This window comes from Algoriphagus oliviformis, from assembly GCF_017254915.1.
Classification (GTDB): Bacteria; Bacteroidota; Bacteroidia; order Cytophagales; family Cyclobacteriaceae; genus Algoriphagus; species Algoriphagus oliviformis.
The window spans coordinates 200,897-226,646 of sequence record NZ_JAFKCT010000009.1; the positions used below are offsets into that span (position 1 = coordinate 200,897).

General features: G+C 51.7%; 21 protein-coding genes. 12 read left to right on the forward strand and 9 right to left on the reverse strand.

Going from position 1 to position 25,750, the window contains the following annotated elements; all coding sequences use genetic code 11:
* Positions 1 to 16: 16 nt before the first annotated feature.
* On the forward strand, positions 17 to 451 hold the full coding sequence (locus J0A68_RS18675; protein ID WP_206579759.1) for a Dabb family protein: 435 nt from the start codon (positions 17 to 19) through the stop codon (positions 449 to 451).
* Positions 452 to 457: 6 nt separating this feature from the next.
* Here J0A68_RS18675 and J0A68_RS18680 read toward each other — a convergent pair whose 3' ends face one another.
* The 5 genes from J0A68_RS18680 to J0A68_RS18700 form a co-directional block, all read right to left on the reverse strand.
* Positions 458 to 865 (reverse strand): hypothetical protein, encoded by a 408-nt coding sequence (locus J0A68_RS18680; RefSeq protein WP_206579760.1) that lies wholly within the window; start codon positions 863 to 865, stop codon positions 458 to 460.
* Between the two features lie 371 nt (positions 866 to 1,236).
* Entirely contained in the window at positions 1,237 to 2,343 is a 1,107-nt protein-coding gene (msrA, locus tag J0A68_RS18685) for a peptide-methionine (S)-S-oxide reductase MsrA (protein ID WP_236025666.1), read from the reverse strand.
* A 232-nt stretch (positions 2,344 to 2,575) separates the two neighbouring features.
* Positions 2,576 to 3,091: a hypothetical protein gene (locus J0A68_RS18690; protein ID WP_206579761.1), complete on the reverse strand. Its 516-nt coding sequence runs from the start codon at positions 3,089 to 3,091 to the stop codon at positions 2,576 to 2,578.
* Positions 3,092 to 3,266: 175 nt separating this feature from the next.
* Complete coding sequence (locus J0A68_RS18695) at positions 3,267 to 4,619, reverse strand: sensor histidine kinase (protein WP_206579762.1); 1,353 nt, start codon at positions 4,617 to 4,619, stop codon at positions 3,267 to 3,269.
* Positions 4,609 to 5,997, reverse strand: coding sequence for a sigma-54-dependent transcriptional regulator (locus tag J0A68_RS18700; protein ID WP_206579763.1), 1,389 nt, complete (start codon positions 5,995 to 5,997; stop codon positions 4,609 to 4,611). The genes J0A68_RS18695 and J0A68_RS18700 overlap by 11 nt, the downstream gene beginning before the upstream one ends.
* Here J0A68_RS18700 and J0A68_RS18705 point away from each other — a divergent pair.
* From J0A68_RS18705 to J0A68_RS18720, 4 genes are all read left to right on the forward strand, one after another.
* Positions 5,996 to 6,409 carry a hypothetical protein gene (locus J0A68_RS18705; protein WP_206579764.1) on the forward strand — a complete coding sequence of 138 codons (414 nt, stop codon included), beginning with the start codon at positions 5,996 to 5,998 and terminating at the stop codon, positions 6,407 to 6,409. The two genes, J0A68_RS18700 and J0A68_RS18705, sit on opposite strands and share 2 nt — an antisense overlap.
* 14 nt (positions 6,410 to 6,423) lie before the next feature.
* Positions 6,424 to 7,677 carry an efflux RND transporter periplasmic adaptor subunit gene (locus J0A68_RS18710; RefSeq protein WP_206579765.1) on the forward strand — a complete coding sequence of 418 codons (1,254 nt, stop codon included), beginning with the start codon at positions 6,424 to 6,426 and terminating at the stop codon, positions 7,675 to 7,677.
* A 99-nt stretch (positions 7,678 to 7,776) separates the two neighbouring features.
* A complete protein-coding gene (locus tag J0A68_RS18715; protein WP_206579766.1) occupies positions 7,777 to 8,145 on the forward strand; it encodes a four helix bundle protein in 369 nt (122 codons plus the stop codon).
* A 153-nt stretch (positions 8,146 to 8,298) separates the two neighbouring features.
* On the forward strand, positions 8,299 to 8,994 hold the full coding sequence (locus J0A68_RS18720; RefSeq protein WP_206579767.1) for an ABC transporter ATP-binding protein: 696 nt from the start codon (positions 8,299 to 8,301) through the stop codon (positions 8,992 to 8,994).
* A 71-nt stretch (positions 8,995 to 9,065) separates the two neighbouring features.
* On the opposite strand, the gene J0A68_RS18725 is transcribed toward J0A68_RS18720, so the two are convergent.
* Positions 9,066 to 9,425, reverse strand: coding sequence for a four helix bundle protein (locus tag J0A68_RS18725; RefSeq protein WP_206579768.1), 360 nt, complete (start codon positions 9,423 to 9,425; stop codon positions 9,066 to 9,068).
* A 231-nt stretch (positions 9,426 to 9,656) separates the two neighbouring features.
* Between J0A68_RS18725 and J0A68_RS18730 the strand changes: the two genes are divergently transcribed.
* From J0A68_RS18730 to J0A68_RS18740, 3 genes are all read left to right on the forward strand, one after another.
* Complete coding sequence (locus tag J0A68_RS18730; RefSeq protein WP_206579769.1) at positions 9,657 to 12,113, forward strand: ABC transporter permease; 2,457 nt, start codon at positions 9,657 to 9,659, stop codon at positions 12,111 to 12,113.
* Between the two features lie 296 nt (positions 12,114 to 12,409).
* Positions 12,410 to 14,773: an ABC transporter permease gene (locus J0A68_RS18735; RefSeq protein ID WP_206579770.1), complete on the forward strand. Its 2,364-nt coding sequence runs from the start codon at positions 12,410 to 12,412 to the stop codon at positions 14,771 to 14,773.
* An 845-nt stretch (positions 14,774 to 15,618) separates the two neighbouring features.
* Positions 15,619 to 15,906 carry a hypothetical protein gene (locus J0A68_RS18740; protein ID WP_206579771.1) on the forward strand — a complete coding sequence of 96 codons (288 nt, stop codon included), beginning with the start codon at positions 15,619 to 15,621 and terminating at the stop codon, positions 15,904 to 15,906.
* 10 nt (positions 15,907 to 15,916) lie between these two features.
* Here J0A68_RS18740 and J0A68_RS18745 read toward each other — a convergent pair whose 3' ends face one another.
* Together J0A68_RS18745 and J0A68_RS18750 are read right to left on the reverse strand one after the other, a co-directional pair.
* On the reverse strand, positions 15,917 to 16,426 hold the full coding sequence (locus J0A68_RS18745) for a hypothetical protein (RefSeq protein WP_206579772.1): 510 nt from the start codon (positions 16,424 to 16,426) through the stop codon (positions 15,917 to 15,919).
* 43 nt (positions 16,427 to 16,469) lie between these two features.
* Positions 16,470 to 17,006 carry a barstar family protein gene (locus tag J0A68_RS18750; RefSeq protein ID WP_206579773.1) on the reverse strand — a complete coding sequence of 179 codons (537 nt, stop codon included), beginning with the start codon at positions 17,004 to 17,006 and terminating at the stop codon, positions 16,470 to 16,472.
* A gap of 363 nt (positions 17,007 to 17,369) precedes the next feature.
* On the opposite strand from J0A68_RS18750, the gene J0A68_RS18755 reads away from it, so the two are divergent.
* The 4 genes from J0A68_RS18755 (at position 17,370) to J0A68_RS18770 (ending at position 24,354) form a co-directional block, all read left to right on the forward strand.
* Complete coding sequence (locus J0A68_RS18755) at positions 17,370 to 19,793, forward strand: ABC transporter permease (RefSeq protein ID WP_206579774.1); 2,424 nt, start codon at positions 17,370 to 17,372, stop codon at positions 19,791 to 19,793.
* 160 nt (positions 19,794 to 19,953) lie between these two features.
* Positions 19,954 to 20,646, forward strand: a complete 693-nt coding sequence (locus J0A68_RS18760) for a head GIN domain-containing protein (protein ID WP_206579775.1) — start codon at positions 19,954 to 19,956, stop codon at positions 20,644 to 20,646.
* 315 nt (positions 20,647 to 20,961) lie between these two features.
* The gene (locus tag J0A68_RS18765; protein WP_206579776.1) at positions 20,962 to 23,388 is read left to right on the forward strand and encodes an ABC transporter permease; all 2,427 of its coding nucleotides are present in this window, start codon (positions 20,962 to 20,964) and stop codon (positions 23,386 to 23,388) included.
* Positions 23,389 to 23,652: 264 nt separating this feature from the next.
* Positions 23,653 to 24,354, forward strand: a complete 702-nt coding sequence (locus J0A68_RS18770) for a head GIN domain-containing protein (RefSeq protein ID WP_206579777.1) — start codon at positions 23,653 to 23,655, stop codon at positions 24,352 to 24,354.
* Positions 24,355 to 24,625: 271 nt separating this feature from the next.
* Here the strand turns inward: J0A68_RS18770 and J0A68_RS18775 are convergent, their stop codons facing one another.
* Positions 24,626 to 25,612 carry a bestrophin family protein gene (locus J0A68_RS18775; protein ID WP_206579778.1) on the reverse strand — a complete coding sequence of 329 codons (987 nt, stop codon included), beginning with the start codon at positions 25,610 to 25,612 and terminating at the stop codon, positions 24,626 to 24,628.
* Between the last annotated feature and the right edge of the window lie 138 nt (positions 25,613 to 25,750).

The following is a 25,750-nucleotide window of genomic DNA, read 5'->3' on the forward strand; positions in this document are numbered from 1 at the left end:
AGGGAAAAATATGTCCATGAAAAAACTGATCTATCTCATCCCTATTGCGATTTTTTGGTCTTGCAGCCAGCCTAAGACCGAAGAAAGCTCGTCTGAAATCTCAACCGAAACCCCACCAAGCCCCATCGAAACCGCCATGCCAGATTCCGTACTCCGCCACGTAGTTTTATTCGGATTCAAAGACACTACCTCTCCAGAGGAAGTCACCAAGATAGTCGAGGCGTTCAGGGCTTTACCTGCGCAGATTTCCGAAATCAAGAGCTTCGAATGGGGAACCAACAACAGCCCAGAAGGCCTCAACCAAGGCTTAACCCACGCTTTTACGCTGACCTTCCACTCCGAGGCTGACCGGGATGCATATCTTCCCCATCCCGCACACAAGGCTTTCGGAGAAGTGCTGGGCTCCAGCTTGGCAAATGTGACCGTGGTGGACTATTGGGCTAAGCCCTGATCGCCGCTAGCGATCGATAGGAAGTGTGCCCCCGTCGCTGCCTGCTGATTCTTGGGCGTTGATGACCTCGGTCACGACAAAGACACTGGTGCCTCTCCAGGGAAGCATGCCGTTGAATTCTTGGTAGCGCAGTTCGAGGTGTTTGCCCGAATTGCGCTCCAGTACGGCGGCTACCTCTGGGTCGGTCACGCTAAATCGGAACTCGTTGCTTTGCAAGGCTCCAGAGGTCGGACTTTGGAATCCCTCCTGGACCATGCGTCCCTCCCAGGTCTTGAACACCACACCCTTTTTCACAAAATAATTGAGGCTGCCGGCTTTCACGCCCTCGCCGAAAACAAAGTAAAACTTCCACCAAAAAAAGATTCCCAGTACCAAGACTAGAATCAAACCGGCGATCCAAGCGAATTTTTTCATGCTTCCAGAAAATGTTTGACTAAATATAGACAGGGAAGAGGATAAAAAAACATGATTATCCGCAATCTTACAATTAGGCGAATTTGCTTCTTCAATAGGGCCTGACTGCTCGGGCAGGCTGAAAGACCGAAGATCGACGGTGTCAAAAAAACTGGTGATTGGTTTTGGCTGCTCCATTTTCAAAAACACCTGGAATTTGCCTGGACATTTCGAGGAAGTGTCGCTAGGCCGATACCAGCAGCTATGTGTAAAGTCCACTCAAAACTAAGCCCATGCACAATCCCTATTGACCATGAACCATGGCTCATGGACTGTCAACTATCGACCAGAAACTATGGACTATCGACTAGGAGCCATGGACTACCGACATATCAATCCACCAGCCACAGGTAGTCTCCATAGCCAGCGGCTTCCATCTCGTTTTTGGGGATGAACTTCATCGCGGCGGAATTCATGCAGTAGCGCAGATTGGTAGGCTCGGGGCCGTCGTAGAAGGAGTGGCCCAAGTGGCTTTTGCCATACTTGCTTCGGATCTCTACGCGCGTCATGCCCTCAGACCTGTCCGTAGGTTTTTCCAGCGCGCGGGCATCGATGGGTTTGGTGAAGCTTGGCCAGCCTGAGCCAGACTCGTATTTGTCTTTGGAGCTAAACAGTGGGGCGCCAGAGACGATGCAGACATAGATACCCGATTCCTTGTTTCCGTTGTATTCGTTTTGGAAAGCATACTCCGTGGCATCTTCCATGGTGACTTGGTACTGTAGCGGAGTGAGTGATTTTTTCAGCTCTGCTTTGGACTTGGCTGGATACGTTCCCTCGCTGATCACCGGCCAGTTGGTCAGGATGCACTCCTGACGGCCGCTGCCGATCTTGTAGGCTTTGTATTCGTCGGGATTTTTGTCGTAGTAGTCTTGGTGGTACTGCTCGGCAGGGTAGAAGTTGCTGTACTTGATGATGGGTGTGGCGATGGGCTTGTTAAACTTCCCGGAGCCGTCCAGCAGGGCCTTGCTTTCCTCCGCTACCTTGCGCTGGGTGTCGTTGTGGTAGAAGATCGCCGACTCATATTGCGTACCTCTGTCAAAGAAAGATCCTCCCACATCCGTGGGATCAAAGGTCTGCCAAAAGATGTCGACCAGCTCGGAGTATGAAATCACCTCTGGATCGAAGGTAATCTGTACCGATTCCCGATGAGAGGTCTTTCCGGAGGAGACTTCCGCGTAGGTGGGGTTTTTCTCCTTGCCTCCAGAATAGCCCGATACCACCGAGATCACGCCATCTATTCCCTCAAAAGGCGCCTCTACGCACCAGAAACAGCCCCCGGCAAAGGTGGCCAGCTGGGTCTTGGAGGAGAAAGTTTCTTTGGGAGTGGAGTCGGCATCTGCCACGGCGGCCTCTTTTTCGGCAGGAGAGCTGCCGCAGGCCATCATCAGGCCCACCAGTAATCCGATCATCAGCATAGCAATCTTTTTGAATGGGTACATAGGGGATTTTAGCAATGGTTGTCTATTTCTTGTCTTGCGGGAGGACGTCTCAGACCCAACCCGACACCTAGGGATACGCCCTGCTTTGGCGGTGGGTTACGGGCAGGCTGTTAAACGTTGTTGGTGCCGCATGGGCTAAAATACGCAAGAAGGCGGAAATCGGATTGGTCTTGGGGGAAAGCCGCGGCGGATTTTTTGGTTTTTCCGACAGGCCTCCCCAGGACAAACGGGATCAGACGAGATGCGTGGAAAAGAATTCCTTCAACTGTTTGGCTTCGGCATCGTCCACTTTGTTGTCTTTGAGGACGTTTTTCAGGATTTCCATCAGTTCGTCGAGAGGAGACTGGCTTTGGAGCTGGCTGTGTTTTTCCAGCCACTGGTTGAGTTTGTAGATTTCGTAGGTGTTTACGTCCCCGCTGGCTACGATTCCGTGGAAGACCCCGCCAAGAAAGTGGATGTTGGTGCTGGGGTCTTTTTCCACTCCCTGTCGGTCGAGAAAGTCTTCCAGAATCTCCCTTATTTGCTCCAGTTCCTCGGAGTTTACGTTTCCGTCGTCGATGATGGGGCGGATTTGGCTGTAGAGGTTTTGAAAGTTTTCCTGCTCCGCCAGCCGCTCGTACTCTCGGCACCAGTCCTTCAGAGCCTGAAACTCGTTCCAGTTGACCACCCCGTCGAGTGAGACGCCGTAGATCAGTCCTGCGAGCTGCAAAGCAGCATTTTTTCCTTCGGTTACATTTGGGTTTTCCATGGGCTTGTTTTTCCAGAATTTACAAGCATTTCTCCTAAAATACTCAGGATGAGCGGGGTTTTTTCCCTTGGTCTTGACTTTTCTCCCGACCTACTCCCAAAGGGTAACTATAAAAAGCGCCATCCCCCAGATGGAAAGGATGGCGATAGTTGGCAAAGCCGGAGCTTGCGTAAGTCTAGCGGAAATTGAGCGAGAATACGGTCCGTTCGTTGGGTACCGAGCTTACCTGCAGGCTGCCGCGGTGGAGGTTCATGATTTGGCGGGAGATCGCCAGCCCGATCCCCGATCCGGTTTTCTTCGTTGTGTAGAAGGGGACAAAAATCCGCTCCAGGGCCTCTGGGATGATGCCAGCACCATTGTCTTCCACCTGTAGGCTGATTCCCATGTCGCCTTGGCCTAGGGCCCTGAGGAAGATAAGCCTGTCGGCTTGGTTTTGTACGGACTCGCCGGCATTCTTGACCAAGTTGATCAGGATCATGGTGATCTGATCCGGGTCGCAGTGTACTTCCAGATCGCTTGGGGTGATTTCGGTGTGAATGTCGATCTGGTGGGACTTGAGTTCCTCCTTCATGAGCCCGATCACGTTTTCGAAAAGCGTCTTGACGGCTATCAGTTCCTTTTTTGGCTCGGGGATATTGGTGTAGTCCCGGTAGGCATTGACAAAGGTGACAAGCCCTTTGCTCCGGTTGGCGATGGTGTCCAAGCCCTCTTGGATGTCCTGAAAACCGTCCTTTTTGATCAGCATGCCCTCTTTTTGCACGTAGCTGTCTTCGTCCAAGATCGTTCGGAGCGACTCCACCAAGCTGGAAATCGGAGTGATGGAGTTCATGATTTCATGGCGGAGGACCTTGGTGAGGTTTTGCCAGGCTTCGAGCTCGTTGGATTGGAGTTCCGCGTTGATGTTTTGGAGGGAAAGCAGCGTCCAGCTTTGGCCGCCCATCTTCAGATAGGCAGACTGGATGATGAGGTGCAGGCTGCTGTTGACCCGAAAGGAGATCCGCTGTCCCGGCTTCAGGTCCACCACTTCCTTGAGCAGCTTGGAAGAAAGCTTGCCAAGGTCGGTGATGTCGCGAAACTGGGGGATCTGCAGCAGGTGCTTGGCGGCGTTGTTGACCACGCCGATTTTGCCCTCTGAGTTGAAGGAAATGATCCCCGTGGTGATGTGCTGGATGATGACCTGCATGAAGAGCATCTGCTCCTCCTTTTCCGCCCGGGTCTGCTTGAAGACTTCCATCACCTCGTTGAAGGCCTTGTTGACCTCGCGAAAGGAGCCCCCCATCTTGCTGTCGGAGGTGAAGGAGGAGGAAAAGTCGGTGAAGCGGATGGAGTCCAGGAAGCGCGCCAGCTTGTGGTTGATCGAGTTGACGTAGTAGATCATCTCGCCCGTGAGGACGACGACGATCAGCGCCAGGATGGCTGGCGCCAGCCACAGGTCCTGGACGTAGTACAGCCAGATTCCCAAAAACAGGCAGATCGTGATCAGGACGATGCGGATGGATATTCCGACCGAAAACCGCTTATAAACCATACTTTTCGAGTCTTCGGTAGAGTGAAGATCGGGTCAGCCCCAGTTCGTCGGCCGCGCGGGTGATGTGTCCGTTGTGCTTTTGAAGCGCCTTTCTGATCAAGATTCGCTCCACATCCTCGATGTTCAAGTGTTCCAAGCTTACGGATTCCTCTTTTTGGTCTGGCTGGGCCATTTTTTGCAAAAACAAATCCTCGGGCTGCAGCACGTTGTGGTTGCTCATGATGACCGCGCGCTCGATGCTGTGCTGGAGCTCCCGGATGTTGCCAGGCCAGTGGTATTTCATCATCCGCTTGACCAGAGGTTCGGAGGCTTTGCGGATGTCCTTGTTGTATTTTTTGGAGTAAAAAGAGATGAAATGATCAGCCAATAGCGGGATATCATCGACCCGTTCCCGCAGCGGCGGCAGCTGGATTTCTATGGTATTGATCCGATAAAGGAGGTCTTGGCGGAAGGTGTTTTCGTACACCATGCTGTGGATGGGCATGTTGGTCGCCGAGATCAGACGGATGTTCACGTCCACGGGGCGGTTGGCGCCTACCCGGGTGACCTGTCTGTTTTGGAGCGCTGCCAAAAGCTTCGCCTGCAAGGGGAGGGGTAGGTTTCCGATTTCATCCAGGAAAAGTGTACCCTTGTGGGCCTGCTCAAAGCGCCCGGCACGGTCTTCTTTCGCATCCGTGAAGGAACCTTTTTTGTGCCCGAAGAGCTCCGATTCGAAGAGGGTCGTGGTGATCGATCCCAGATCGACACCTACAAATGCCTCCCGGCTTCGGCGGGAATGCCGATGGATAGCCCGGGCGATCAGCTCCTTTCCCGTTCCATTTTCCCCCAAAATCAGGACGTTGGCATCGGTAGCCGCTACCCGCTCTATGGTCTCGAAGACCTTTTGCATGGACGGACTCTGCCCGATGATGTCCTTAAACTTGTTGTCAATGTCCTGCTGTAGCGTTTCCTTTTGATCCTTGAGTAGGTTGACCTCGAGTTTTTTCTGCCGGAGCTTCAGCGCGGAGTTGAGCGTGGCCAGCAGGCGTTCGTTTTCCCAGGGCTTCAGGACAAAGTCCGTCGCGCCTTCCTTGATGGCTTTCACGGCCAGGTTCACGTCTCCATAGGCGGTGATCAGTACCACGACAGCCGAGGGGTCGAGTTCCAGTATTCTGTCCAGCCAGTAGAAGCCCTCCTGGCCGGAGCTCACGTCTTTGGTGAAGTTCATGTCGAGCATGATCACGTCATACTGCTCGTTGTGCGTGAGAATGGGAAGGAGGTCGGGGTTGGTTTCGGTATCCACCTGCGCAAAGTGGCGCTTGAGAAAAATCTTCGCGGCCTTCAGGAGGTCTTCGTTGTCGTCTACGATGAGGATCTTGCCGAATTTCTGGTCGTTCATGGGGTTGCTTTTTAAAGAAGGGAGACCGAAGGCTGGAGACGGAAGTAAGAAAACGCCTCTTCTGAAACTGAGCCGCCAACTATTGCGAACTGGTTTGCGAAGTTTCAAAGGCGCACCGCCTACTGCCTACAGACTACTGCCGACTGTTGTATTCCCAAAAGTTTGCCGCTTTTTCACAAATGCCGATTTCGGGCAAAAAGGGCCGTTTTCGGACAAATTAGGCGGATTTTTACTTCAACTTTTTCTTGAAGGACAAAGAATAAATATATCGCCTTTGATTCACTTTTGTTCGGTGGCGGACGAAAATGTTCGAGACTTGAAAATCGATTTTTTCGCAAATCCTGGTTTGGAGTGTCCTGAGGCGATTTTTTGCATGGCACAGCCTTTGGCACAAGGAGGACAGCCGACTTAGGGCATTTTCACACAATGGATAGAAAAATACAAAAGAAAACCTGGACTCCCCGAAAGATCGCCGCCGTCTTGGGTGGCGCTGTTTTGTTGGGGGGGATTATTTACCAGATCGGATTTGCGGACCACCGATCCACCATGAACGTCGAACAGGACCGTCTCAGCATCGCCACCGTCAAAACCGGGGAGTTCACCGATTATATCCTGGTCTCCGGGCAGATCGAGCCTTCCCGCACCGTGTACTTGGATGCGATCGAAGGGGGCGTGGTCGATCAGGTGGTGCGTGAGTCCGGAGCTTTGCTCAAGAGAGGCGATACCATCTTGGTGCTGAGCAACTCCAACCTACAGCTGGACGTGATGCAGCGCGAGACCATGCTCTACGAGCAGATCAACAACCTGCGCCAAACCCGCCTTTTGCTCGACCAAAACGACCTGAGCCAGCAGGGACAGCTCGCCGAAATCGACTATCAGATCAGTCTGCTCAAGCCACAGTACGACAGATTCAAGGAGCTTCACGAGAAGAAACTGGTTTCCGACCGGGAGTTTGAGGAGGTCAAGGAGCAGTACGAATACAACGTGAAGCGCAAGAAATTGACTTATGCTTCCTACCGAAACGACTCCATAGCCCGCTCCATACAGCTCACCCAGCTGAGGCTCTCCGAAAACCGGATGAACGCCTCCCTGACCGGTGTGGGAAACATCCTCGACAACCTGGTCATCACCGCCCCGATAGGCGGTCAGCTGGCCACTCCCGAGCAGCTCGAGATCGGCCAAGCGATCAATCCAGGCCAACGCTACGGGCAGATAGACATGCTGGACGAATTTAAGGTACGCGTGCCCATAGACGAGCTTTACCTGCCAAGGGTGAGCACGGGGCTTCGGGGCAAGTTTACCCTGAGTGGCCAAGACCACGAACTTGAGATCATCAAAAGCTATCCAACTATTACCAATGGGCGATTTGAAGTGGATATGGCCTTCACCGGCGAAAGTCCCGACGGCATCCGCAGAGGCCAGAGCGTACGCATACGCCTGGAGCTCGGCCAAAGCGAACAAAGTCTGCTCCTGCCTACCGGCGGCTTCTTTAAGGACACGGGTGGCAACTGGGTCTTCGTACTCAACCCGACCACCGGTGTGGCTGAAAAGCGAAACATCCGCTTGGGCCGGAAAAACCCTGAATACTACGAAGTACTGGAAGGCTTGGTCGAAGGCGAAAAAGTCATCGTCAGCGGCTATGAGAACTTCGGGACGAATGAGGTGCTGCAGCTCAAATAGTCGGATGTCTGATGTCGGATGACCGGTGCACGATGACGGAAGTTGGGTGTCGGATTTGTGGTGTTGGAATTTGATGAAGAGGTTAAGTTGTCTTGGAAAATGGAGGAATTCAAGCCGCAGTTTAAGTACGAAAAGCTTCAGATCTGGCAAAAGGCCATGGATTTCGGAGAGGAGATATTTCGGCTTAGCGCCACGTTTCCGAAAGAAGAGCAGTACAACCTGACTTCCCAAGCGCGTAGGGCGGCCGATTCGATTGCCTTGAACATTGCCGAAGGGGCAATTTCGCAGTCCAATCCGGAATTCAAGAAGTTTGTCGGCTATGCGGTTCGGTTCTTGGCCGAAGTGTTGACTTGCTTGGAAAAGGCAAAACGCAGAGAATATCTGAGTCAGGATCGCTTCAGGCAGCTTTATGCTGATGCTTTCCACCTGATGAATATGATGCAATCTTTTAAGTCTAAAATAAACTAGTCATTCAATACAACCTCTTGAAGTGTATTGGCATCTAAACCAAAGAGAAGCGATAGCAGCCATTAATAAAAATAAATCAATCATAGAAGCGTCGGTGGCCTATGGGCTTTGCTCATCGGACATCCGACATCGGTCATCTAACAACAAAAAAACATGAACGTCATCAAAACCGTCAACCTTCGCAAGCTTTATGCAACCGAGGAAGTGGAAACCACCGCGCTGGATGGGATTCAGATCGAAATCAAAAAAGGGGAGTTCGTCGCCATCATGGGCCCCTCGGGCTGTGGCAAGTCCACCTTGCTAAACATCATCGGCCTGCTGGACAATCCGGATTCCGGCGAATATTTCTTCCTTGATCAGGAAGTGGCCAAGTTTTCCGAGCGTCAGCGCTCTTCCCTGCGAAAAGGGAACATCGGCTTCGTCTTTCAGAGCTTTAACCTCATCGACGAGCTGACAGTATTCGAAAACGTCGAGCTTCCGCTGCTTTACCTGAAAATCCCTTCAGACGAGCGCAAGAAAAAAGTGGAAGAAGTCCTCACCCGCATGAACATCATGCACCGAAGGAACCATTTTCCGCAGCAGCTTTCCGGTGGTCAGCAGCAGCGTGTGGCCATCGCCCGCGCCATCGTCGCCAAGCCAGCCGTGATCCTCGCCGATGAACCGACCGGTAACTTGGACTCTACCAACGGAGAAGAAGTAATGAGGCTTTTGGAAGAACTCAACAACGAAGGAACCACCATCGTGATGGTAACCCACTCTCCACACGACGCGAACTACGCCCACCGTGTGATCAACCTCTTTGACGGCAAGGTGGTCACCGAGAATATTAGGGAGCAGTTTCACGTGTAGGGAAGTTGGAGGTAGGAAGCAGGGAGGTAGGGGAGCTGGCCGGATATGCTTGGCCGGCTCTTCCGCTTGATTCACGCACGACGGATGATGTTTCGAAAAGCAGCGATGCTGTTCATCAGGTCAAATGCCTCTCTGTAGGTTTGGTCAAACTGCTCAGCCGTCAGGTAGCCTCTAAGCCTAGCTTTATGGAGGCAGGTGACCACCTCTGCCAATGAGCGGAGAGAATACCCCACAAATTTGCTGAACTCAGCTTTGGAGTTACCGGTTGCTCCTTCCGCAATATTCAATGCGACAGAGTCCACCGCCCTCCGCATCTGAGAGGTTAGACTGTAAATTTCGTCCTTTGGAAAGTGTTTAGAAAGGGTGAAAACGGTTTCGCCAAACCGCATGGACGTTTGCCAGATACGTAGTTTTTCAAACTTGAAGTCCATGAGCAAAGGTCTTTATTCCAATTAAATTAGTTCTTTTTTTTGCCCGAATCAATGGCTTGGGGAATATTCAGCGGAGCAAGACTTCCCTACCACCCAACCTCCTGTTTCCCTACTTCCAAACCTCCTTGCCTCCCACCTCCCGACCTCTCATGCAACCATTCCCGCGCAACCAGCATCTCCCTATTTGAAAGCTAAACCAACTCCTCTTCTCCCATTTTTACCCAGTCCGTCATGCTAAAGAACCACCTGCTCATCGCGATCCGGAATCTCAAAAAGCACAAGTTTTACTCCTTGATCAACATCCTGGGACTTTCGGCAGGTGTGGCGGTGTGCCTGATCATCTGCCTGTTTGTGATCAATGAGCTCTCCTACGACCGGCACTTCAAAAACGCCGAGCGTATCCACCGCATCCACAGCGACATCATCTTTGGCGGCACCCATTGGGACATGGTGCTCGCTCCGGCTCCGATGGCGGAGGTGCTGCCCCAGGATTTTCCAGAGGTGGAGGCTGCCGTGCACTTTCGATCCCGAGGCTCCTATCTGGTGAAGCGGCAGGGCGAAAGTGAAAACATCAAAGAGGACGGCGTGATCTGGGCAGGCAGGGATTTTTTCAAAGTCTTTGAGATTCCAGTCTTGCAAGGCACGGCAGACCAGGCGCTGGCCGAACCCAATACCATGGCGATCAGCCAAAAGGCGGCCGACAAGTACTTTCCCGGCCAAGAAGCCGTGGGCAAATCCCTGATTTTGGATCATGACCAGGAGTTTCGCATCACGGCGGTGTATGCCGATATTCCCAAAAACAGCCACTTTCATTTTGATTTTCTGCTCGGCGCGGCCGGGCTGGACGAGGCCAAGCGCATCATCTGGCTGAGCAACAATTTCCAAACCTACCTCTTGCTCCGCGAGGGAGCCAATCCAGCCGATCTCGAAGCGAAGTTTACCAGTTTGATCCAAAAGCATATCGAGCCAGAGATCGCGCAGCTCTTCGGTGAGGGAGCGGGCGTGAAAGACCTCGTCAACGCCGGGGGCAAGCTGGAATTTAGCCTGCAACCCTTACTGGATATCCATCTAAAAAGTGACCTGCTGGGCGAGTTTGAGCCCAATTTCAACATTACCTACGTCTACCTCTTCATCGCCATCGCGCTCTTCATCCTGGTGATCGCCTGTATCAACTTTATGAACCTGTCCACGGCCCGTTCGGCCAATCGGGCAAAAGAAGTGGGAATCCGCAAGGTGATGGGTTCGTTCAAATTTCACCTCGTTCGCCAGTTTCTGATGGAATCCATGGTGATCAGCGGCATTGCCTTTTTGTTGGCGATTCCTGCGGTGGCTTTGGCGCTGCCTGTCTTCAACGAGCTGGCCGGACGTAGTCTGGAGCTGCCTTTTTCGCAGTGGGCATTCTACGCCATCCTCCTGCTGGCGGCCGCCTTTACCGGGATTTTGGCGGGGATCTATCCGGCTTTTTACCTCTCCGGATTCAAGCCCATTGAGATTTTGAAGGGAAAAGTCTCCCTAGGCATGCGCAGCGGGCTCATCCGCAGCTCCTTAGTGGTGTTCCAGTTTTCGATCTCCATCATCCTGATCATCGCCACGCTGGTGGTTTTCAAGCAGCTCGATTACATCCAAAACAAAAAGATCGGCTTCAACAAGGAGCAGATCATCACCGTGGACGATGTGTATGCCCTGCAGGACAACAAGCAGGCCTTCAAGGAGGAGGTGCTGAAAAACAGCATGATGGAGAGCGGGACGCTGACCGGGTTTTTACCCGTGGCGAATACCTGGCGAAGCGACTCGCCCTGGTGGTCGGAGGGCAAAGACCCCAAGCAGACCGAGAACTTCGTCAGCATGCAAAACTGGTCTGTGGACTACGACTACATCCATACGCTTGGGATGAAGATCATCGACGGTAGGGATTTTTCCATCGAGTTTCCCTCCGATTCCAACGCGGTGATCATCAACGAAACCGCGCTGCGAAACCTCAACATCGAGGGCAACCCCATTGGGCAGCGCATCTATTCTATGCTGGATGGCGATGCCTTGGATTTGGAAGCGACCACCCATCGAACGATAGTAGGTGTGGTGGAGAATTTCCACTTCGAATCCCTAAAGGAAAACATCGGCGCCGTGATGATCTTCCTGAGCGAAAACCCTTCCGGCATCGCTTCTTTCCGATTTCAGTCGCAGGACACCGAGGCGGTGATCGCCCATCTGGAAACTACTTGGAACCGATTTGCACCGGGTCAGCCCTTTAATTATTCCTTTTTGGATGACCGATTTGGGAACATGTATGCCTCGGAAGTGAGGCTGGGCAAGGTGTTTGGCATCTTCGCGGGTTTCGCGATTCTGATCGCCTGCCTGGGTTTGTTCGCTTTGGCGGCATTTACTGCGGAGCAACGAACCAAGGAAATTGGCATCCGGAAGGTGCTGGGCTCCAGCGTGGGCAATATCGTCGTGCTGTTGTCCAAGGAGTTTACCAAGCTGGTGGGAATATCGTTCCTGATTGCCACACCGGTCGCCTGGTGGGCGGTGAACAGCTGGATTCAGGAATACCAGTTCCGAACCGAGATCGGTTGGGCGGTATTTGCGACAGCGGGGCTTTTTGCCTTCGTGATTGCCCTGGCGACGATCAGCTTCCAGTCGGTCAAAGCCGCGACCTCCAACCCTGTCAAGTCGTTGAAGAGCGAGTAGCCGTCATTGCGAACGACGAAGGAGTGAAGCAATCTTTCTGAAGTATCAAGTAGCTAGTAGCAAGTATCAAGAAGCTAGAGTCAAGAGCCTAGAATTTATGATTTGCGATTTGTGATTTACGACGTCAAAAGTGAGATGAGCGATTGATTTAAGTTTTGGCCTCTGAGGTTCTGAACCTTGTCACTTTCCCACTTTACAACCTTGCCACTTTCTCTGAGGTGCTAAACCTTACCACTTTCCCACATTACAACCTTACCACTGTCCGCTACCCCAATTTTCAAATCTTCCAATCCGTCATGCTCCAAAACTACCTGAAAATCGCGCTCCGAGGCTTTGCCAAGCATAAGCTCACTTTTTTCATCAACCTCTTCGGGCTGACCCTGGGACTCTGGGCGGCGATTCTGATCGGACTTTGGGTGGATTCGGAGCTGAAAGTCAACCGGGAAATCGCCGACCTAGACCGCATCTATCGCGTGATGGAGCACCAGAGCTATGGGGCGGATATTTTTACCACCAGCTCCACGCCGGGAGTCCTGGCGGAAAGCATGAAGGAGACGCTCTCCGAGGTCGAATACGCCTCGACTTACACTTGGAGCCAAACCCAGTTGTTTATCCAAGGGGACAAGCGGATTCGGCTGGAGGGGGTGTATGCCATGCCTGACTTGCTGAAAATCTACCAGTACGAAGCCGTGCAGGGCAATTTGGACAAGATGCTCACCGAAAACAACCACGTGATCCTGACCGAAAAGGGCGCCATTTCCCTCTTTGGACGCACCGACGTGGTAGGGGAGGATGTGGAGATCCGCCAGGGTTCGGATTCCGAAAACTTCATCGTCCAAGGCGTGTTGAAGGACTTGCCGCGCAGCAATTCCCTACAGTTTGACTACCTCTTGCCCTACGCGCTGTTCTTTGAGCAAAACGACTGGCTGAGCGATTGGGGCAACAATGGGCCGAGCACCATCCTGAAGCTCCGAGAGGGCACCGACGGGGCTGCTTTTTCCAACCGCATCACAGACTATATCGCCGAGCGAAACGAGGAATCCAACGTGAAGCTTTTCACCTATCCGCTAGGGGACATCTACCTCTACGGGCAGTGGAAGGACGGGCAACTCGTGGAGGGAAGGATCAAAAACGTGAAGCTCTTTGCCATGATCGGGGTCTTTGTGCTGATCATCGCCTGCATCAACTTTATGAACCTCAGCACGGCCAAGTCGCAGAAGCGAGCCAAAGAAGTAGGCGTGCGTAAGGTCGCAGGGGCGGACAAACAATCGCTGGTGTTCCAGTTTCTCAGCGAATCCATCCTGTTGACGGTCTTTGCGGCAGTCATGGCAGTGCTGCTGGTCGCGCTGACCCTGCCGATATTCAACAACCTCACGGGCAAGGAAATGAGCGTTCCCTTTCTGTCCGGTGTGTTTTGGCTGCAACTCCTGCTCGTGCTGCTGATCACGGGCTTGGTCGCCGGCAGCTATCCGGCTTTTTACCTCTCCGCCACCAAGGTCGTATCGGTTTTCCGCTCCTTCACCAAGGCTGGGAAGGGTGTCGTCTTGGCCAGAAAGACGCTGGTGTTGTTCCAGTTTATCCTCGCCACGATCCTCATCGTCTCCACGCTGGTGGTCTATCAGCAGATCAACTATGCCATGAACCAAGACCTGGGCTATTCCAAGGACCAGCTCATCCAGGTCACGCTGGAGGGAGAGCTGCTGGAGCGCTTCGACATCTTCAAGGCCGAGCTGGAGAAAAACGAGGACATTCTCGCGGTCAGCCGTTCTTCCTTCGGTTTTTTGGGAAGGAACTCCAATACCGGCGGCGTGTCTTGGGAAGGAAAAGCTCCTGACAATGCGGCCTTGTTTGAAGTCATCCGCGTGGACTACGACTTTCTGGAGGCTTCGGGGATAAGGCTCGTAAAAGGAAGGGACTTTGATCGTGCCAACGGCGCCGACTCGGTCACGGGAGCGATTCTGAACGAAACCGCCTACAAGCTCATGGAGCAGGACCATGAAGGAAGCGAGTTTTTCCGGATGTGGGATGTGGAGCGATCGATTACGGGCGTGGTGAAAGACTTCCATTTCGAGAGTTTTCGCCAAAACGTCGCCCCGGCGATATTCCTGCTGGATCCCGACAATACCTGGCAAGGCTATGTGAAAGTAAATACCGGCAAGATCCGCGAAACGGTCGCTTTTTTGGAATCTACCGCCCAAAGGCTAAACCCTGAGTTTCCGTTTGACTACAGCTTTATGGATGAAAACTACGCGAGACTCTATCAAGAAGACGTGCGCTTGCGAGACTTGGCGCAGTACTTCAGTATCCTGACCATTCTGATTTCCTGCTTGGGACTCTTGGGCTTGTCTGCCCATATCGCGGAGCAAAAGACCAAGGAGATCGGCATCCGCAAGGTGCTGGGCGCTTCCACCTTGTCCATCCTGCAGGTGATCAACCGGGAGTTTATCCTGATTGTGATTCTTTCGGTGGCCATTGGTTCGGGTGTTGCATTTTGGCTGATGCAGGACTGGCTGTCCGGCTACCAGTACAAGATCAGTTTTGAGTGGTGGTTTATCCCAGCTGCCGCGCTTTTGATCCTTGGCATCGCCTTGCTCACCGTCTGCCTGCAATCCTTGGGCGCGGCAAGGTCAAATCCCGTGCAGGCGATCAAGAGTGAGTAGGGGGCGCGATTTTGCGGCTTCTGCGTTCCTCGGGATTTGTAATCCCGAGGACGAATCGTAAGGGTTTTTACCCGGATTTAGTTCTACACGATGGTTGTTTCACAAAAAGATGATCTGGATCGAAATCCAGACCCAAAATGGGTCACATGTTTATAGGATAGTGAGGCGATGGAATAGGTACGACTCCGTAGGAGTCGAATGCGCTTGGTAATACGTTTTCTATAAACATGCCATCCCTTCGGGATGAGGTGTGGCGTACCTGCATCGATTGCCTCCGGCTTAAGCCAGAGGCAATCCAACACGTCCCCAGACCATGGCTTTAGCCAAACGCTGACGACTTTTTTCTTGGGATCTCGCGAATTGCAAATTCGAGAGAATAGAAAGGTGGAGTCGCTCCCGATGGCTATCGCGGACTCTGCCTAGGCAAACGTCAAACTACACTCGGAGGGGGCTTTTTACGCCTGAAATGAGCCAGCTAGGATGTAGGACCACGAAGTGGTCTAACTTTTCAATAACTCCCGGCGAAGCCGGGAGCTAAAAGACACAACAAACTCCACGACCCCAAAGGGGTCGAACTCAAAGCAAAAATTTCTCATCAAACTCAATTTCGTATTCCTTCAGCATGGTTTTGTATTCTCCCAAAAACTGTCAACTTTTTTCAAGAGGGGTCAAACTTTTTCAGGACGGGTCGGAGCCTCGAAATAGCAGTTCAAAGCCTCGTAATCGAGATAAAAAGACTCGAAATATCAGTTCCAACACTCGACATCGAGTATCAATCACTCGATATACCGCTTCCGTCACTCGTGATCGACTATAAATCACTCGAGATATAGTGAAAATGTCTCGTGATCGAGGTAAAAAGTCTCGAAATACCGGTTCCAACACTCGGCATCGAGTATCAAACACTCGAAATACCGCTTTCATCACTCGTGATCGGGTATCAATCACTCTTTGCCCTGGCCTGTGTCTCCACAGGCCAGTCAGATTTCGGCCTTATTCCATGGAAGAATGTTAATCCGATAGGTTTTATTATGAATAAGAAGTGGTCTGTGAGGACACAGACCACGGGGGGCTTTGGTATGATTATAAATCCTAGAATACCTAAGAACGGAAGTTCCGAAGCGGGGATGTAAGTGAGCTTAGCTACATCCCAATTTTAGTCAGCTTGTTGATTTGGATTTCCAGTGATCGGATACCGGAATTCTCAACTTCTATTAAGGATTTCTGCTTGATCAAAAAGGAAGTTCGTTCGAAGTTGCCAATAATTGTTGTTCCTTGGTTCGCTACGAGCGTCAAGGTGTCTCCATTAATTTTGTATGTTCCTTCGGAGGTAACCTCTACAGAAGAGTAGCCCAGCTGCCATGTTTGATCATCGTAAACCCCTAGCCAAATCCCTCCGATTGGAGCTTCGCGATATGCTGATAATATTAGTTTTTCAATCTTTGGGTTAGGCGGAAAGAGAATTGTTTCTTGAATCGTAATGAGGGTGAGCGTTGTCAGAATCGTAGCAGCCAGACTAATTCCGAACCGTTTCCAGCTATTGGGGCTTTTCTTGAATATGGCGATTGTAACAAATGTCAAAGTCACCAAGAGTCCTATCATTCCAACGAACAAAGTGAAGATTCCAAAGAGTAACATGATCGAATTGGTCATTGGTTCTCAAAAGTGTGTCATATAGAATCCCCTGAATACCGTGTCACTCTTCTATTCGCCTGGAGTTAAACCATTCTTGTCCGTTCCAAATGACCTTTGTTTGACCGACCGGTTCGATTTCAAAATAGGGGTCGTCAACTTGTGCTAGGGTAATCAATCTATTTCCAAATAACATATGTCGTCTTGAGGCGTCAGCAAAAATATCCAAAACCGCGTGAGCCGTCTGTTTCTTAATGCTGTCCATGTGCCTGAAGGAGACGACAAGACCAGTCTTTATTATGCTTAAATCAGATAAGCTATCTCTAAGCGCATTAAAGTTTTCTCCGTAGTGGTCGGGGAAAGCGAATTTGTCTTTAAACAGAGAATGCATGACCGTCTCGTCGTTCCAGGTTCGGCAATCGAAGTTAATAGTTACATAGTTTTCGCTCTCAAACCATTTCAAATCATCATCCAAAACATTTGTGCGAAAATATAGGCTCGTCCATCCGTTTTGGAGTATATGCCAATCAAGCCCAGTTGGATCAGTGCGCCCCTTTCTTTTAAACACTCCCATTTTTGATTGTTTTGTCGGGTAATCCAACCCTCTGACAGAATTGCTCACACATCCATACAAGTCCCACTACAGCTTCCGAGTTTCGTGTATATCCGTTTTGGAAGGAGATTGGGATTTCTTTCTGCTATACCCGGGATCTTTCCCTAAAGATATCAGATCCCCTGAAAACGAAACGATCTTTTTTCGAGGGGAGTTGATTTTCATTTCAGACTTGATGCACCAGTCACCCTTCGACTTCGCTCAGGGTGACACTTCCCTGCTTCCAAACCTCCAACCTCCAACATTTTTCAAAAATCCCCTGCAACCTTTCTTTCCCGACTGGCATCTCATTTTCAGAAAGCTAAACCAACGCATTTTTTCCAGAACCCTAAACCAACACCCCAGCTAGCCATGTGGAAAAACTATCTGAAAATCGCCTGGCGCAACCTGAAGCGCAACAAGGTCTATTCCTTCATCAACATCATCGGACTCAGCCTAGGCATGGCGGCAAGTATCCTGATTTTTTTGTTTGTGTTGGATGAACTGAGCTATGATCGCTTTATCCCGAATTCGGATCGCATCTTTCGGGTCAACATTTCGGGAAAACTTAATGGAAACGAGTTTACCTCGACCAACTCCGCCACTCCTGTCGGCCCTGCGATGAAAGCGGAAATTGCCCAGGTGGAGGACTATGTGAGAATGGGGGTGATGCGTACCTATCCTTTGATTGAGGGAGAAAAGGCTTTTACGGAACCCATCGTCATGGTCGCCGATTCGAATTTCTTGGACTTTTTCAGCTTTGAATTGCTCTTGGGGAAACCGGAAACCGCTCTGCATGGACCCGATAAGATTATCCTCACGGAGACCGTTGCCAAAAAGTATTTTGGAGACCAAGACCCGATAGGAAAGACCATTTTTGGAGGTTCGGACAAGAAGCCGCTTGAGGTTACCGGCGTGCTGGCAGATTTGCCTTCGAATACCCATTTGGATTTCGATGCGGTGCTCTCCGGGGAGAACTGGTGGTATTTTGAGCAGGAAAACTGGACGAGCAATAATATCCTGACCTACTATCGCATCTCCGAAGGCGCCGATCCCGCAAGCGTTCAGGAAGCCTTAAATGGCTTGGTGCTAAAATACGTGGGCGCGGAGATTCTCCAGTTTTTGGGAATTTCCATGGATGCCTTTTTGGAGCAGGGGAATGCCTATGGCCTGATTGCGATGCCTATGCAGGATATCTACTTGGAATCCCACAATTCGGATGAGATCAAAGCGCCGGGAAATCGACAATACCTCTACCTGTTTTCCGGAATAGCCATTTTCATTTTGTTGATCGCCTGTATCAACTTCATGAACCTATCCACCGCGCGCTCCGCCAACCGAGCCAAAGAGGTAGGCGTGCGGAAATCCATCGGAGCCCAACGCCAGCGGCTTATGGGGCAGTTTCTCTCCGAATCCATGGTGTACAGCGGCATTGCCGGGGTGCTTTCCTTTGTGATTATTCTGGTCTTTTTGAAGCCTTTCAATGCGCTTGCCGGAAAGACCTTGGAGTTTGGTGTTTTGTTCCAACCTCAGTTTGTGCTGGCATTTCTAGTCTTCCTTTTGGTGGTTGGGTTATTGGCTGGTTCCTATCCCGCGTTTTACCTGACTTCCTTTTCTCCGGTGGCTGTGCTTAAGGGCGAGATTCGTTCCGGAGTGAAGCGATCGGCTTTGCGCAGCAGCTTGGTGATCTTTCAGTTTTTTATCTCCATAGCCTTGATGATCAGCAGTCTGGTGGTCTATAAGCAGTTGAAGTACATGCAGGAGAAAAACCTGGGCATAGACAAGGAGAATGTCCTGGCCCTGCTTCATGTCCGTTCCTTGGGCAACAACTCTGAAGCCTTCAAGCAGGAATTGTTGGCCCAGACAGGATTCACGGCTGCTGCCTACAGCAATGTCCTGCCGCCGAGGTTGGACTGGACTTCCGTGATGCGGACCAAGGACAAGCAGCAGGACGTGCTTTGCTACCAAAACTATGTGGACGAGGACTACTTGGAAGCGCTGGGGTTTAAGCTTGCGGCTGGCCGCTTCTTTTCCAGGGAAATCCCGTCCGACACCGGAGCGCTGCTGATCAACCAAACGGCCATGGCCCTGATGGGCTGGACAGAGCTTGACGGAACCCAAGAGGTCGGGGGATTTTGGAATGAGGATGGTACTGTCACCTATCGCAGGGTGATCGGAGTGATCGAGGATTTCAACTTCGAAAGCCTGAAGCAAAGCGTGAGGCCGCTGGTCGTCATGAACGGCGCTGGCAACAACTTCTATGAGATGGCCATCCGAATCAGCCCCGGCCAAGTCACGGAAAAGATCAGCCAGCTGGAAGCCCTCTGGAAAAAACACTCCGGTGGCGCACCCTTTGAATACTCTTTCCTGGACGAGGACTTCAACCTGCTTTTCCAAAAGGAGCAGAAGATGAGCCAGATCATTTTGATTTTCACCATTCTGGCGATTGGGATCGCCTGTTTGGGATTGTTTGGATTGGCTGCCTATACTACCGAGCAACGATCCAAGGAGATCAGCATCCGCAAGGCGCTTGGGGCTTCCATGGCCAATTTGGTCACCATCCTTTCGAAAGACTTCACACTGCTTGTCGTGATTGCCTTTGTGATCGCGGGACCCTTGAGCTATTTCCTCTTGGAAAAATACTGGCTGCAAAACTTTGCCTACCGCACGGAGATAGACTTGGTTTTGGTCTTTTTGGCGGGATTATTTGCCATCGTCATTGCTTGGCTTACTGTGAGCTACCAAAGTTTCAAGACCGCGGCGTCCAACCCGGTGGATTACCTGAAAAACGAATAGAAACTGAAACAGATGAATCGTCCGCTCTCGGTCAAAATCAGCTTTGCTCGGACAATTGATTGCCTGTAAATCGGCTTTTGAGGGTGTGAAGGCCTGTTTTGGCCTTGGCACAATCTCTGGCACTTAACTAAATCCGGAAACTACTTCAACCCCATCTATCATGAATACCACAAGAATTTTAGCCCTCGCATTTCTCTTGTTTATAAACATCTCCGTGGCCAAGGCCCAAAGGTCAGAAACCCGGACGCCGGGATCCTTTAACCAGATCGAAAACAGCGGCAGCTGGGACGTGGAGATTACCAAGGGTTCAAAAGATGAAGTCCGGCTGGAGTCCAACAGCTTCGACCTCAGCAAGGTCATCACCGAACTGGACGGGAAAAGGCTTGAAATCAAGCTGGAAAAAGGGAACTACCGCAACGTCGACCTGAAAGTGTACATCACGGTGCGCGAACTCGAATCAGTCGGCAACGGTGGCTCCGGTGACATGCGGATCAACTCCGACTTCGGCGCCAACTCCTTCAATATCGGCCTTTCCGGTTCGGGAACGATCACCGCCAAAAACATCAATGCCGGCAAGATCAACATCGGCATGAGCGGCTCAGGCAAGATGATCATCGAGGGAGGCAGAGCCGAGGACGCCAATATCGGGCAGTCCGGTTCGGGCGATCTGGAGGCGATGAACTTCGTGGCGGAAACGGTGAAAATCGGCAAGTCCGGCTCCGGTGACACCTCGATTACCGCTTTGGAATCGCTGACCGTGGGTTCCTCCGGTTCCGGCAATGTCTATTACAAAGGCGACCCGGAGAAGAAAAACATCGGAATCTCCGGCTCTTCGAAGGTAATCAAGCAGTAGGGGAGTAGCTAGTATCAAGTATCAAGAGGCTAGAGCCAAGAAATTAGAGCCAAGAGCCAAGTAGCAAGACGCTAGTATCAAGTATCAAGAGGCTAGAGCCAAAAATTTATGATTTATGAAATACGTCCCGATGGCTATCGGGATACGAGGTCAAAAGGGGAGTAGAGGCTGAATCCCCAACTGCCGTTTGGGGTGCCAAACTTTACAACTTTCCCACCTTACAACCTTACAACAATATTCACGAAAAGGCCTTCGACTTCGCTCAGGCTGACACCCGAATTTTCCAATTTTCCAATCTTTCAATTTTCCAATCCGATGCTCAAAAACTACTTCAAAATCGTCTTTCGCAATGCCAAGAAGCATCCCATGTACGTGCTGATCAACCTGGTCGGACTCGCGATAGGGATGGCGGTGAGCATCGTGATTTTGCTTTATGTGCAGTTTGAGTTGAGTTATGACAAGTACCATCCGGACGCGGACCGCATCTATCGGGTGTCGCGGGCTTGGTACAATGCCGACGGAGAGGAAAGCCTCCACCTTGGCCACTTGGCTCCGCCTTTTGGCCCGCTGATGCAGTCGGACTTTCCGGAGGAAGTGGAGGTGATGGCCCGCCTGTTCAACGTGAACGCCCTGATCAAAAACGGCAGCAACGCCATGGAGGAGGAGCGGTTTTTCTTTGCCGATCCGGAGGCCTTTGAGCTCTTTTCCTGGAAAATCATCGAAGGCGAAGCACAGCAGGCGCTCACCCAAGCCGATGGGGTCATCCTCACCGAGAGCACGGCCAAGCGCTATTTCGGCAATGAATCGGCGGTGGGCAAAGAGCTCCGCGCCAACCTCGCAGGACAGGAGTTTACCTTCCAGGTGCGGGGCGTGATGGAGGATATGCCGGAAAATTCCCATTTCCATGTCGACTTTCTGGGTTCCATGGTTCCCGTGGTCCAGTTCTACGGCGGGCAGGAGGCCTTCATGTCCAACTTTGGCTCCAACAATTTCTCCACCTTTCTCAAGCTCGCGGAGGGCGTGGACTGGAAGGCTTTCGAAGCCAAACTTCCCGCGATGATCGATCGCCGCATGGGCGAAAACCAGGCGGGAATCCCCATGTCCAAGGGCACCGCACTCACGCTCTGGCCAATCACCGACGTCCACCTATACTCCAACCTCGCCTCAGAGATCGAGCCCAACGGCAACATGGACTACGTGATCGTGTACTTGGCCGTGGCGCTCTTTATCCTCCTGATCGCCTGCATCAACTTCATGAACCTGTCCACCGCACGCTCTTCGCTCCGCTCCATGGAGGTGGGGCTTCGCAAAGTGATGGGGGCGGACAAGCTGGTGCTGGTGCGTCAGTTTATGGGGGAATCCTTCGTGATGACCTTCTTTGCAATGATCCTGGCGGTGATTTTGGTGTTTTTGTTTCTGCCGACTTTCTCCGACTTCACCGACAAACCCCTTAGCCTGAATTTCTTTGCCCACCCCGAATACCTGCTATTCGTGATCGGTCTCGCGGCCTTCGTGGGATTGATTTCCGGGAGCTATCCGGCGCTTTTCCTGTCCGGGTTTATGCCTGCGAAAGTACTGAAGGGAGCCTTCAAGGCTGGAAAAGGGCATGAGAACTTCCGGGCATTTCTGGTGGTGGGGCAGTTTGCCATCTCAGTGATGCTGATCGTGGCGGTCTTGGTCGTTGTCCGGCAGCTGGACTTTATGCAAAACAAAGACCTGGGCTTCCAAAAGGAGGATATCGTCGTCCTGCCAAACAGTGGGCGGATCAGCGAAAACTACCTGATCATCAAAGACCGCCTCGAAAACCATCCCGGAATCCAGGAAGTGAGCATGTCCAGCCGCGTGCCCTCGGGTCGGCTGCTCGACTCCCAGGGCTCTACGGCCGAGGTGAACGGGGAGCTGACCCAGCTCAATGTGCGCATCGCCGATATCCATGTGGCGCACAATTTCCTGCATACCTATGGCATTCCTCTGGAGGCAGGGCGGGACTTTGATTTTCAGCGCGCCAGTGACTCCACGGAGGCTTTCATACTCAATGAAGCGGCGATCCGTGCCGTGGGTTGGGCCAGTCCCGAAGAGGCCGTTGGCAAGCAGTTCTTGTATGGGGGAAGACGTGGCTTCGTGACTGGCGTGATGAAGGATTTCCACTTCGAAAGCCTGCACCAACCCATCGTGCCCATCGTCTTTATGATTTCACAAGACCGAAATAACCAAGTAAGCATCAAGATTGATGCTGCCCAGCGCGAGGAGGTGCTCGACTACCTCAAGGGTGAGTGGGCACAGCTGCGGCCGGATTATCCCTTTGAGCCGATTTTCGTCGACGAGGGATTCAACCGACAGTACGAAGCTGAGGCGAGGGTGAAGACTATTTTCACCTTTTTCTCCGCACTGGCGATCTTGATCTCCATCCTGGGACTGCTGGGCTTGGTGACCTTTGCCACGGAGCAGCGTACCCGCGAGATAGGCATTCGCAAGGTGATGGGCGCCGAGACCGGCAATATCCTAATCCTGCTGGGCAAGGACTTTCTGAAGCTGGTAGGCATTGGATTCCTCATTGCCATTCCGATTTCTTGGTTTGGGATGAGCAGCTGGTTGGAGGATTTCGCCTACAAGACCGGCATCAACTGGACGATATTCCTCTGGGCGGGGCTGATTGCGGGAGTCATTGCGGCGCTGACCGTGGTCTCCCAAACCCTCAAAGCCGCTTGGGCCAATCCGGTGAAGAGTATTAAGAATGAGTAGGAGAAAATTACGAAGTATCAAGTACAAAGTACCAAGTATCAAGACGCTAGAATCAAGAACCAAGAATTTTCGATCTACGAAGTACGTCCCGATGGCTATCGGGATACGAGGTCAAAAATAGGAGGAAGGTCAATGCTGAGATCGGCGTCCGAGGTGCTGAACCTTCCAAACTTGAAACCTTACCACTTTCCAACCAACCCTAACACAATTTTCCAATCCGCCCCGGCGGACAAGTCTTTAAAATTTTACAATATTTCAATTACTATGAAAAACACGACAAAAATCTGGGCATTTGGAATCGCCCTTTTCACCATGGTTTCCTGCTCTTTTTCCCAAGCGCAGGAATCGGAAACCAGAAATCTCGGCCCCTTCACCAAAGTCCACTCCGGCGGAAGCTGGGACGTGATCCTCGTCGAGGGCAACAAGGAGGAAGTGAGGATAGAAGTCAAGGGCGTGGAGCTCAGTAGGGTGAAAACCGAAGTGGACGGCGATGTCCTGAAGCTGGGCTTGGAAAACGGAAACTACCGCAACGTCTCCCTGAAGTTTTATGTAACCTACCGCAGCCTGGAGGGGCTGAAGTGCTCTGGATCGGGCAAGATGACCGTCAACTCCGACGTGGTGGCGGACGAGTTTTACATTGGGCTGTCTGGCTCCGGGGACGTGATCATGAAGGGACTTCGCGCCGATGAGCTGGAGGCTTCCATCTCTGGCTCCGCAAAAATCACGATTGAATCCGGAGCGATCGGCGAGGCCGAGATCAGCCAGTCGGGCTCTGGCGACTTTGTGGCGGAGGACTTGGCCATCGAAGAGCTGGAAGTGTCCAAGTCCGGCTCGGGCAGTACCAAGGTGGGCGATCTGGGCGAGATTTCGGTTCGCTCTTCCGGTTCGGGAGACGTGATCTACTCCGGCTCCCCACGCATGGGCGAGATCCGGGTCTCCGGCTCCAGCAGCATCCGAAAGAGGTAAGGAAGCCTTAAAATTTACGATCTAAGAAATACGATTTACGACGCTCTAACAATTGAGCGTCGTATCTTTTTATAGGAGGCCAATGGTCTAGTTGGCCTCCGACGTGCTGAGCTTTCCAGCTTTTATGAATTTAGGGTTTACTAAGTACTATTTATGAGGTCTTCGGTCTCTTAGGCGTCTTTTTCTCGATCGGGCGTTTGAGATGCTGAACTTTGCAACCTTCCAACCTTGCCACTTTACAACTTTTTACTTCCAAACCTCCCAAACTTCCCTACATCAGGAAGCCGTTTTCGACCGGATAGGGCTGGGGAATCTCTTTTTCCTCCAGCATCTCCAAGAGGTCTATCTCGATGACGCGGGAAATCGAGGAGATCGGCACGTCGTTGTAGCCGGCTTCAAAGGGGTTTTCGGAGTAGTCCCCGATGCGGTCTACCAAGAAGAAGATCCAGATGATGATCGTGGAGAAAGGCACCGTGAGCCAGTAGTGGAGCAGTTCGGACTGGGTGAAGATGTCCAAGAGCCCAAAAGGGATCAATGCACAAAAGATGTAGTTGATAAAAAGCCCAGTGGATGCGTACTGGCGGGGGAAGGGGAAGTTTTTGATGCGTTCGGAGGCACCCTGACTGTCGATCAGCCTGGCAATCAGCTGTTGCAGCCACACATGTTTGTACTCGGTGATGCCGCCGCTTTCCTCTAGTTTTTTCAGTTCCAGACTTTGGGCCTTGAGGATATGGATGGGGATGTTGGTGAAGGTTTTGAAGCGCTGCGCCTCCTCGGACTTGAGGTATTTTTCCAGTTCGATGTCCATGCCGTTTAGGCCTTCCTCGCGGAAATAGGGCGTGAAAACCAAGTTTTCCAGCTTGGACTCATGCTCCCAGGATTTTCTCTTTCGCATCGCGTGCTTGAGCGCCATCACCCAGGCGATGTGGCGGAAGACGAAGGTTTTTTTCCACTCCGATGAAACGCCCGCTGCAGGCAAACTCAAAATCCCCACAGCAAGGGAGCGGCTGTCGTTCACAATGGCTCCCCAGATCTTGCGGGCTTCCCAGCCCCGGTCGTAGGAACTGTTGTTTTTGAAGCCCAGGTAAAAAGCCACCGCGATACCGATCACGGAGATGGGCTGCCAAGGAAGCGAAAAGGGGATGTCGGTGAGCTCGTAGAGTACGATGATCGCAGCGGAATATAGGGCGGCGTTGAAAAGTGGTTTTCTGGACCAACGCACCGTGCTGTAGATATGGTAGTGCCTGTTTACATACATAATTTCTTGATTTTCATTAAGCTAAAAAATACGGCTGATATTATTGTGATTGAAAAATTGAAAAATTGCGAGATTGGAAAATTGATACCGGGTTCTTCCCAGGTTTCTTCTGTTCCTCGGGATTTGCAATCCCGAGGT

Excerpts from the sequence above, each read along its gene's own strand:
- J0A68_RS18705 (WP_206579764.1), top strand. The coding sequence starts at position 5,996 with ATGGGGTTGCTTTTTAAAGAAGGGAGACCGAAGGCTGGAGACGGAAGT.
- J0A68_RS18680 (WP_206579760.1), bottom strand. The coding sequence starts at position 865 with ATGAAAAAATTCGCTTGGATCGCCGGTTTGATTCTAGTCTTGGTACTG.
- msrA (WP_236025666.1), bottom strand. The coding sequence starts at position 2,343 with ATGTACCCATTCAAAAAGATTGCTATGCTGATGATCGGATTACTGGTG.
- J0A68_RS18760 (WP_206579775.1), top strand. The coding sequence starts at position 19,954 with ATGAATACCACAAGAATTTTAGCCCTCGCATTTCTCTTGTTTATAAAC.
- J0A68_RS18715 (WP_206579766.1), top strand. The coding sequence starts at position 7,777 with ATGGAGGAATTCAAGCCGCAGTTTAAGTACGAAAAGCTTCAGATCTGG.
- J0A68_RS18675 (WP_206579759.1), top strand. The coding sequence starts at position 17 with ATGAAAAAACTGATCTATCTCATCCCTATTGCGATTTTTTGGTCTTGC.
- J0A68_RS18710 (WP_206579765.1), top strand. The coding sequence starts at position 6,424 with ATGGATAGAAAAATACAAAAGAAAACCTGGACTCCCCGAAAGATCGCC.
- J0A68_RS18755 (WP_206579774.1), top strand. The coding sequence starts at position 17,370 with ATGTGGAAAAACTATCTGAAAATCGCCTGGCGCAACCTGAAGCGCAAC.
- J0A68_RS18690 (WP_206579761.1), bottom strand. The coding sequence starts at position 3,091 with ATGGAAAACCCAAATGTAACCGAAGGAAAAAATGCTGCTTTGCAGCTC.
- J0A68_RS18700 (WP_206579763.1), bottom strand. The coding sequence starts at position 5,997 with ATGAACGACCAGAAATTCGGCAAGATCCTCATCGTAGACGACAACGAA.
- J0A68_RS18695 (WP_206579762.1), bottom strand. The coding sequence starts at position 4,619 with ATGGTTTATAAGCGGTTTTCGGTCGGAATATCCATCCGCATCGTCCTG.
- J0A68_RS18770 (WP_206579777.1), top strand. The coding sequence starts at position 23,653 with ATGAAAAACACGACAAAAATCTGGGCATTTGGAATCGCCCTTTTCACC.
- J0A68_RS18745 (WP_206579772.1), bottom strand. The coding sequence starts at position 16,426 with ATGACCAATTCGATCATGTTACTCTTTGGAATCTTCACTTTGTTCGTT.
- J0A68_RS18775 (WP_206579778.1), bottom strand. The coding sequence starts at position 25,612 with ATGTATGTAAACAGGCACTACCATATCTACAGCACGGTGCGTTGGTCC.
- J0A68_RS18765 (WP_206579776.1), top strand. The coding sequence starts at position 20,962 with ATGCTCAAAAACTACTTCAAAATCGTCTTTCGCAATGCCAAGAAGCAT.
- J0A68_RS18720 (WP_206579767.1), top strand. The coding sequence starts at position 8,299 with ATGAACGTCATCAAAACCGTCAACCTTCGCAAGCTTTATGCAACCGAG.
- J0A68_RS18725 (WP_206579768.1), bottom strand. The coding sequence starts at position 9,425 with ATGGACTTCAAGTTTGAAAAACTACGTATCTGGCAAACGTCCATGCGG.
- J0A68_RS18730 (WP_206579769.1), top strand. The coding sequence starts at position 9,657 with ATGCTAAAGAACCACCTGCTCATCGCGATCCGGAATCTCAAAAAGCAC.
- J0A68_RS18735 (WP_206579770.1), top strand. The coding sequence starts at position 12,410 with ATGCTCCAAAACTACCTGAAAATCGCGCTCCGAGGCTTTGCCAAGCAT.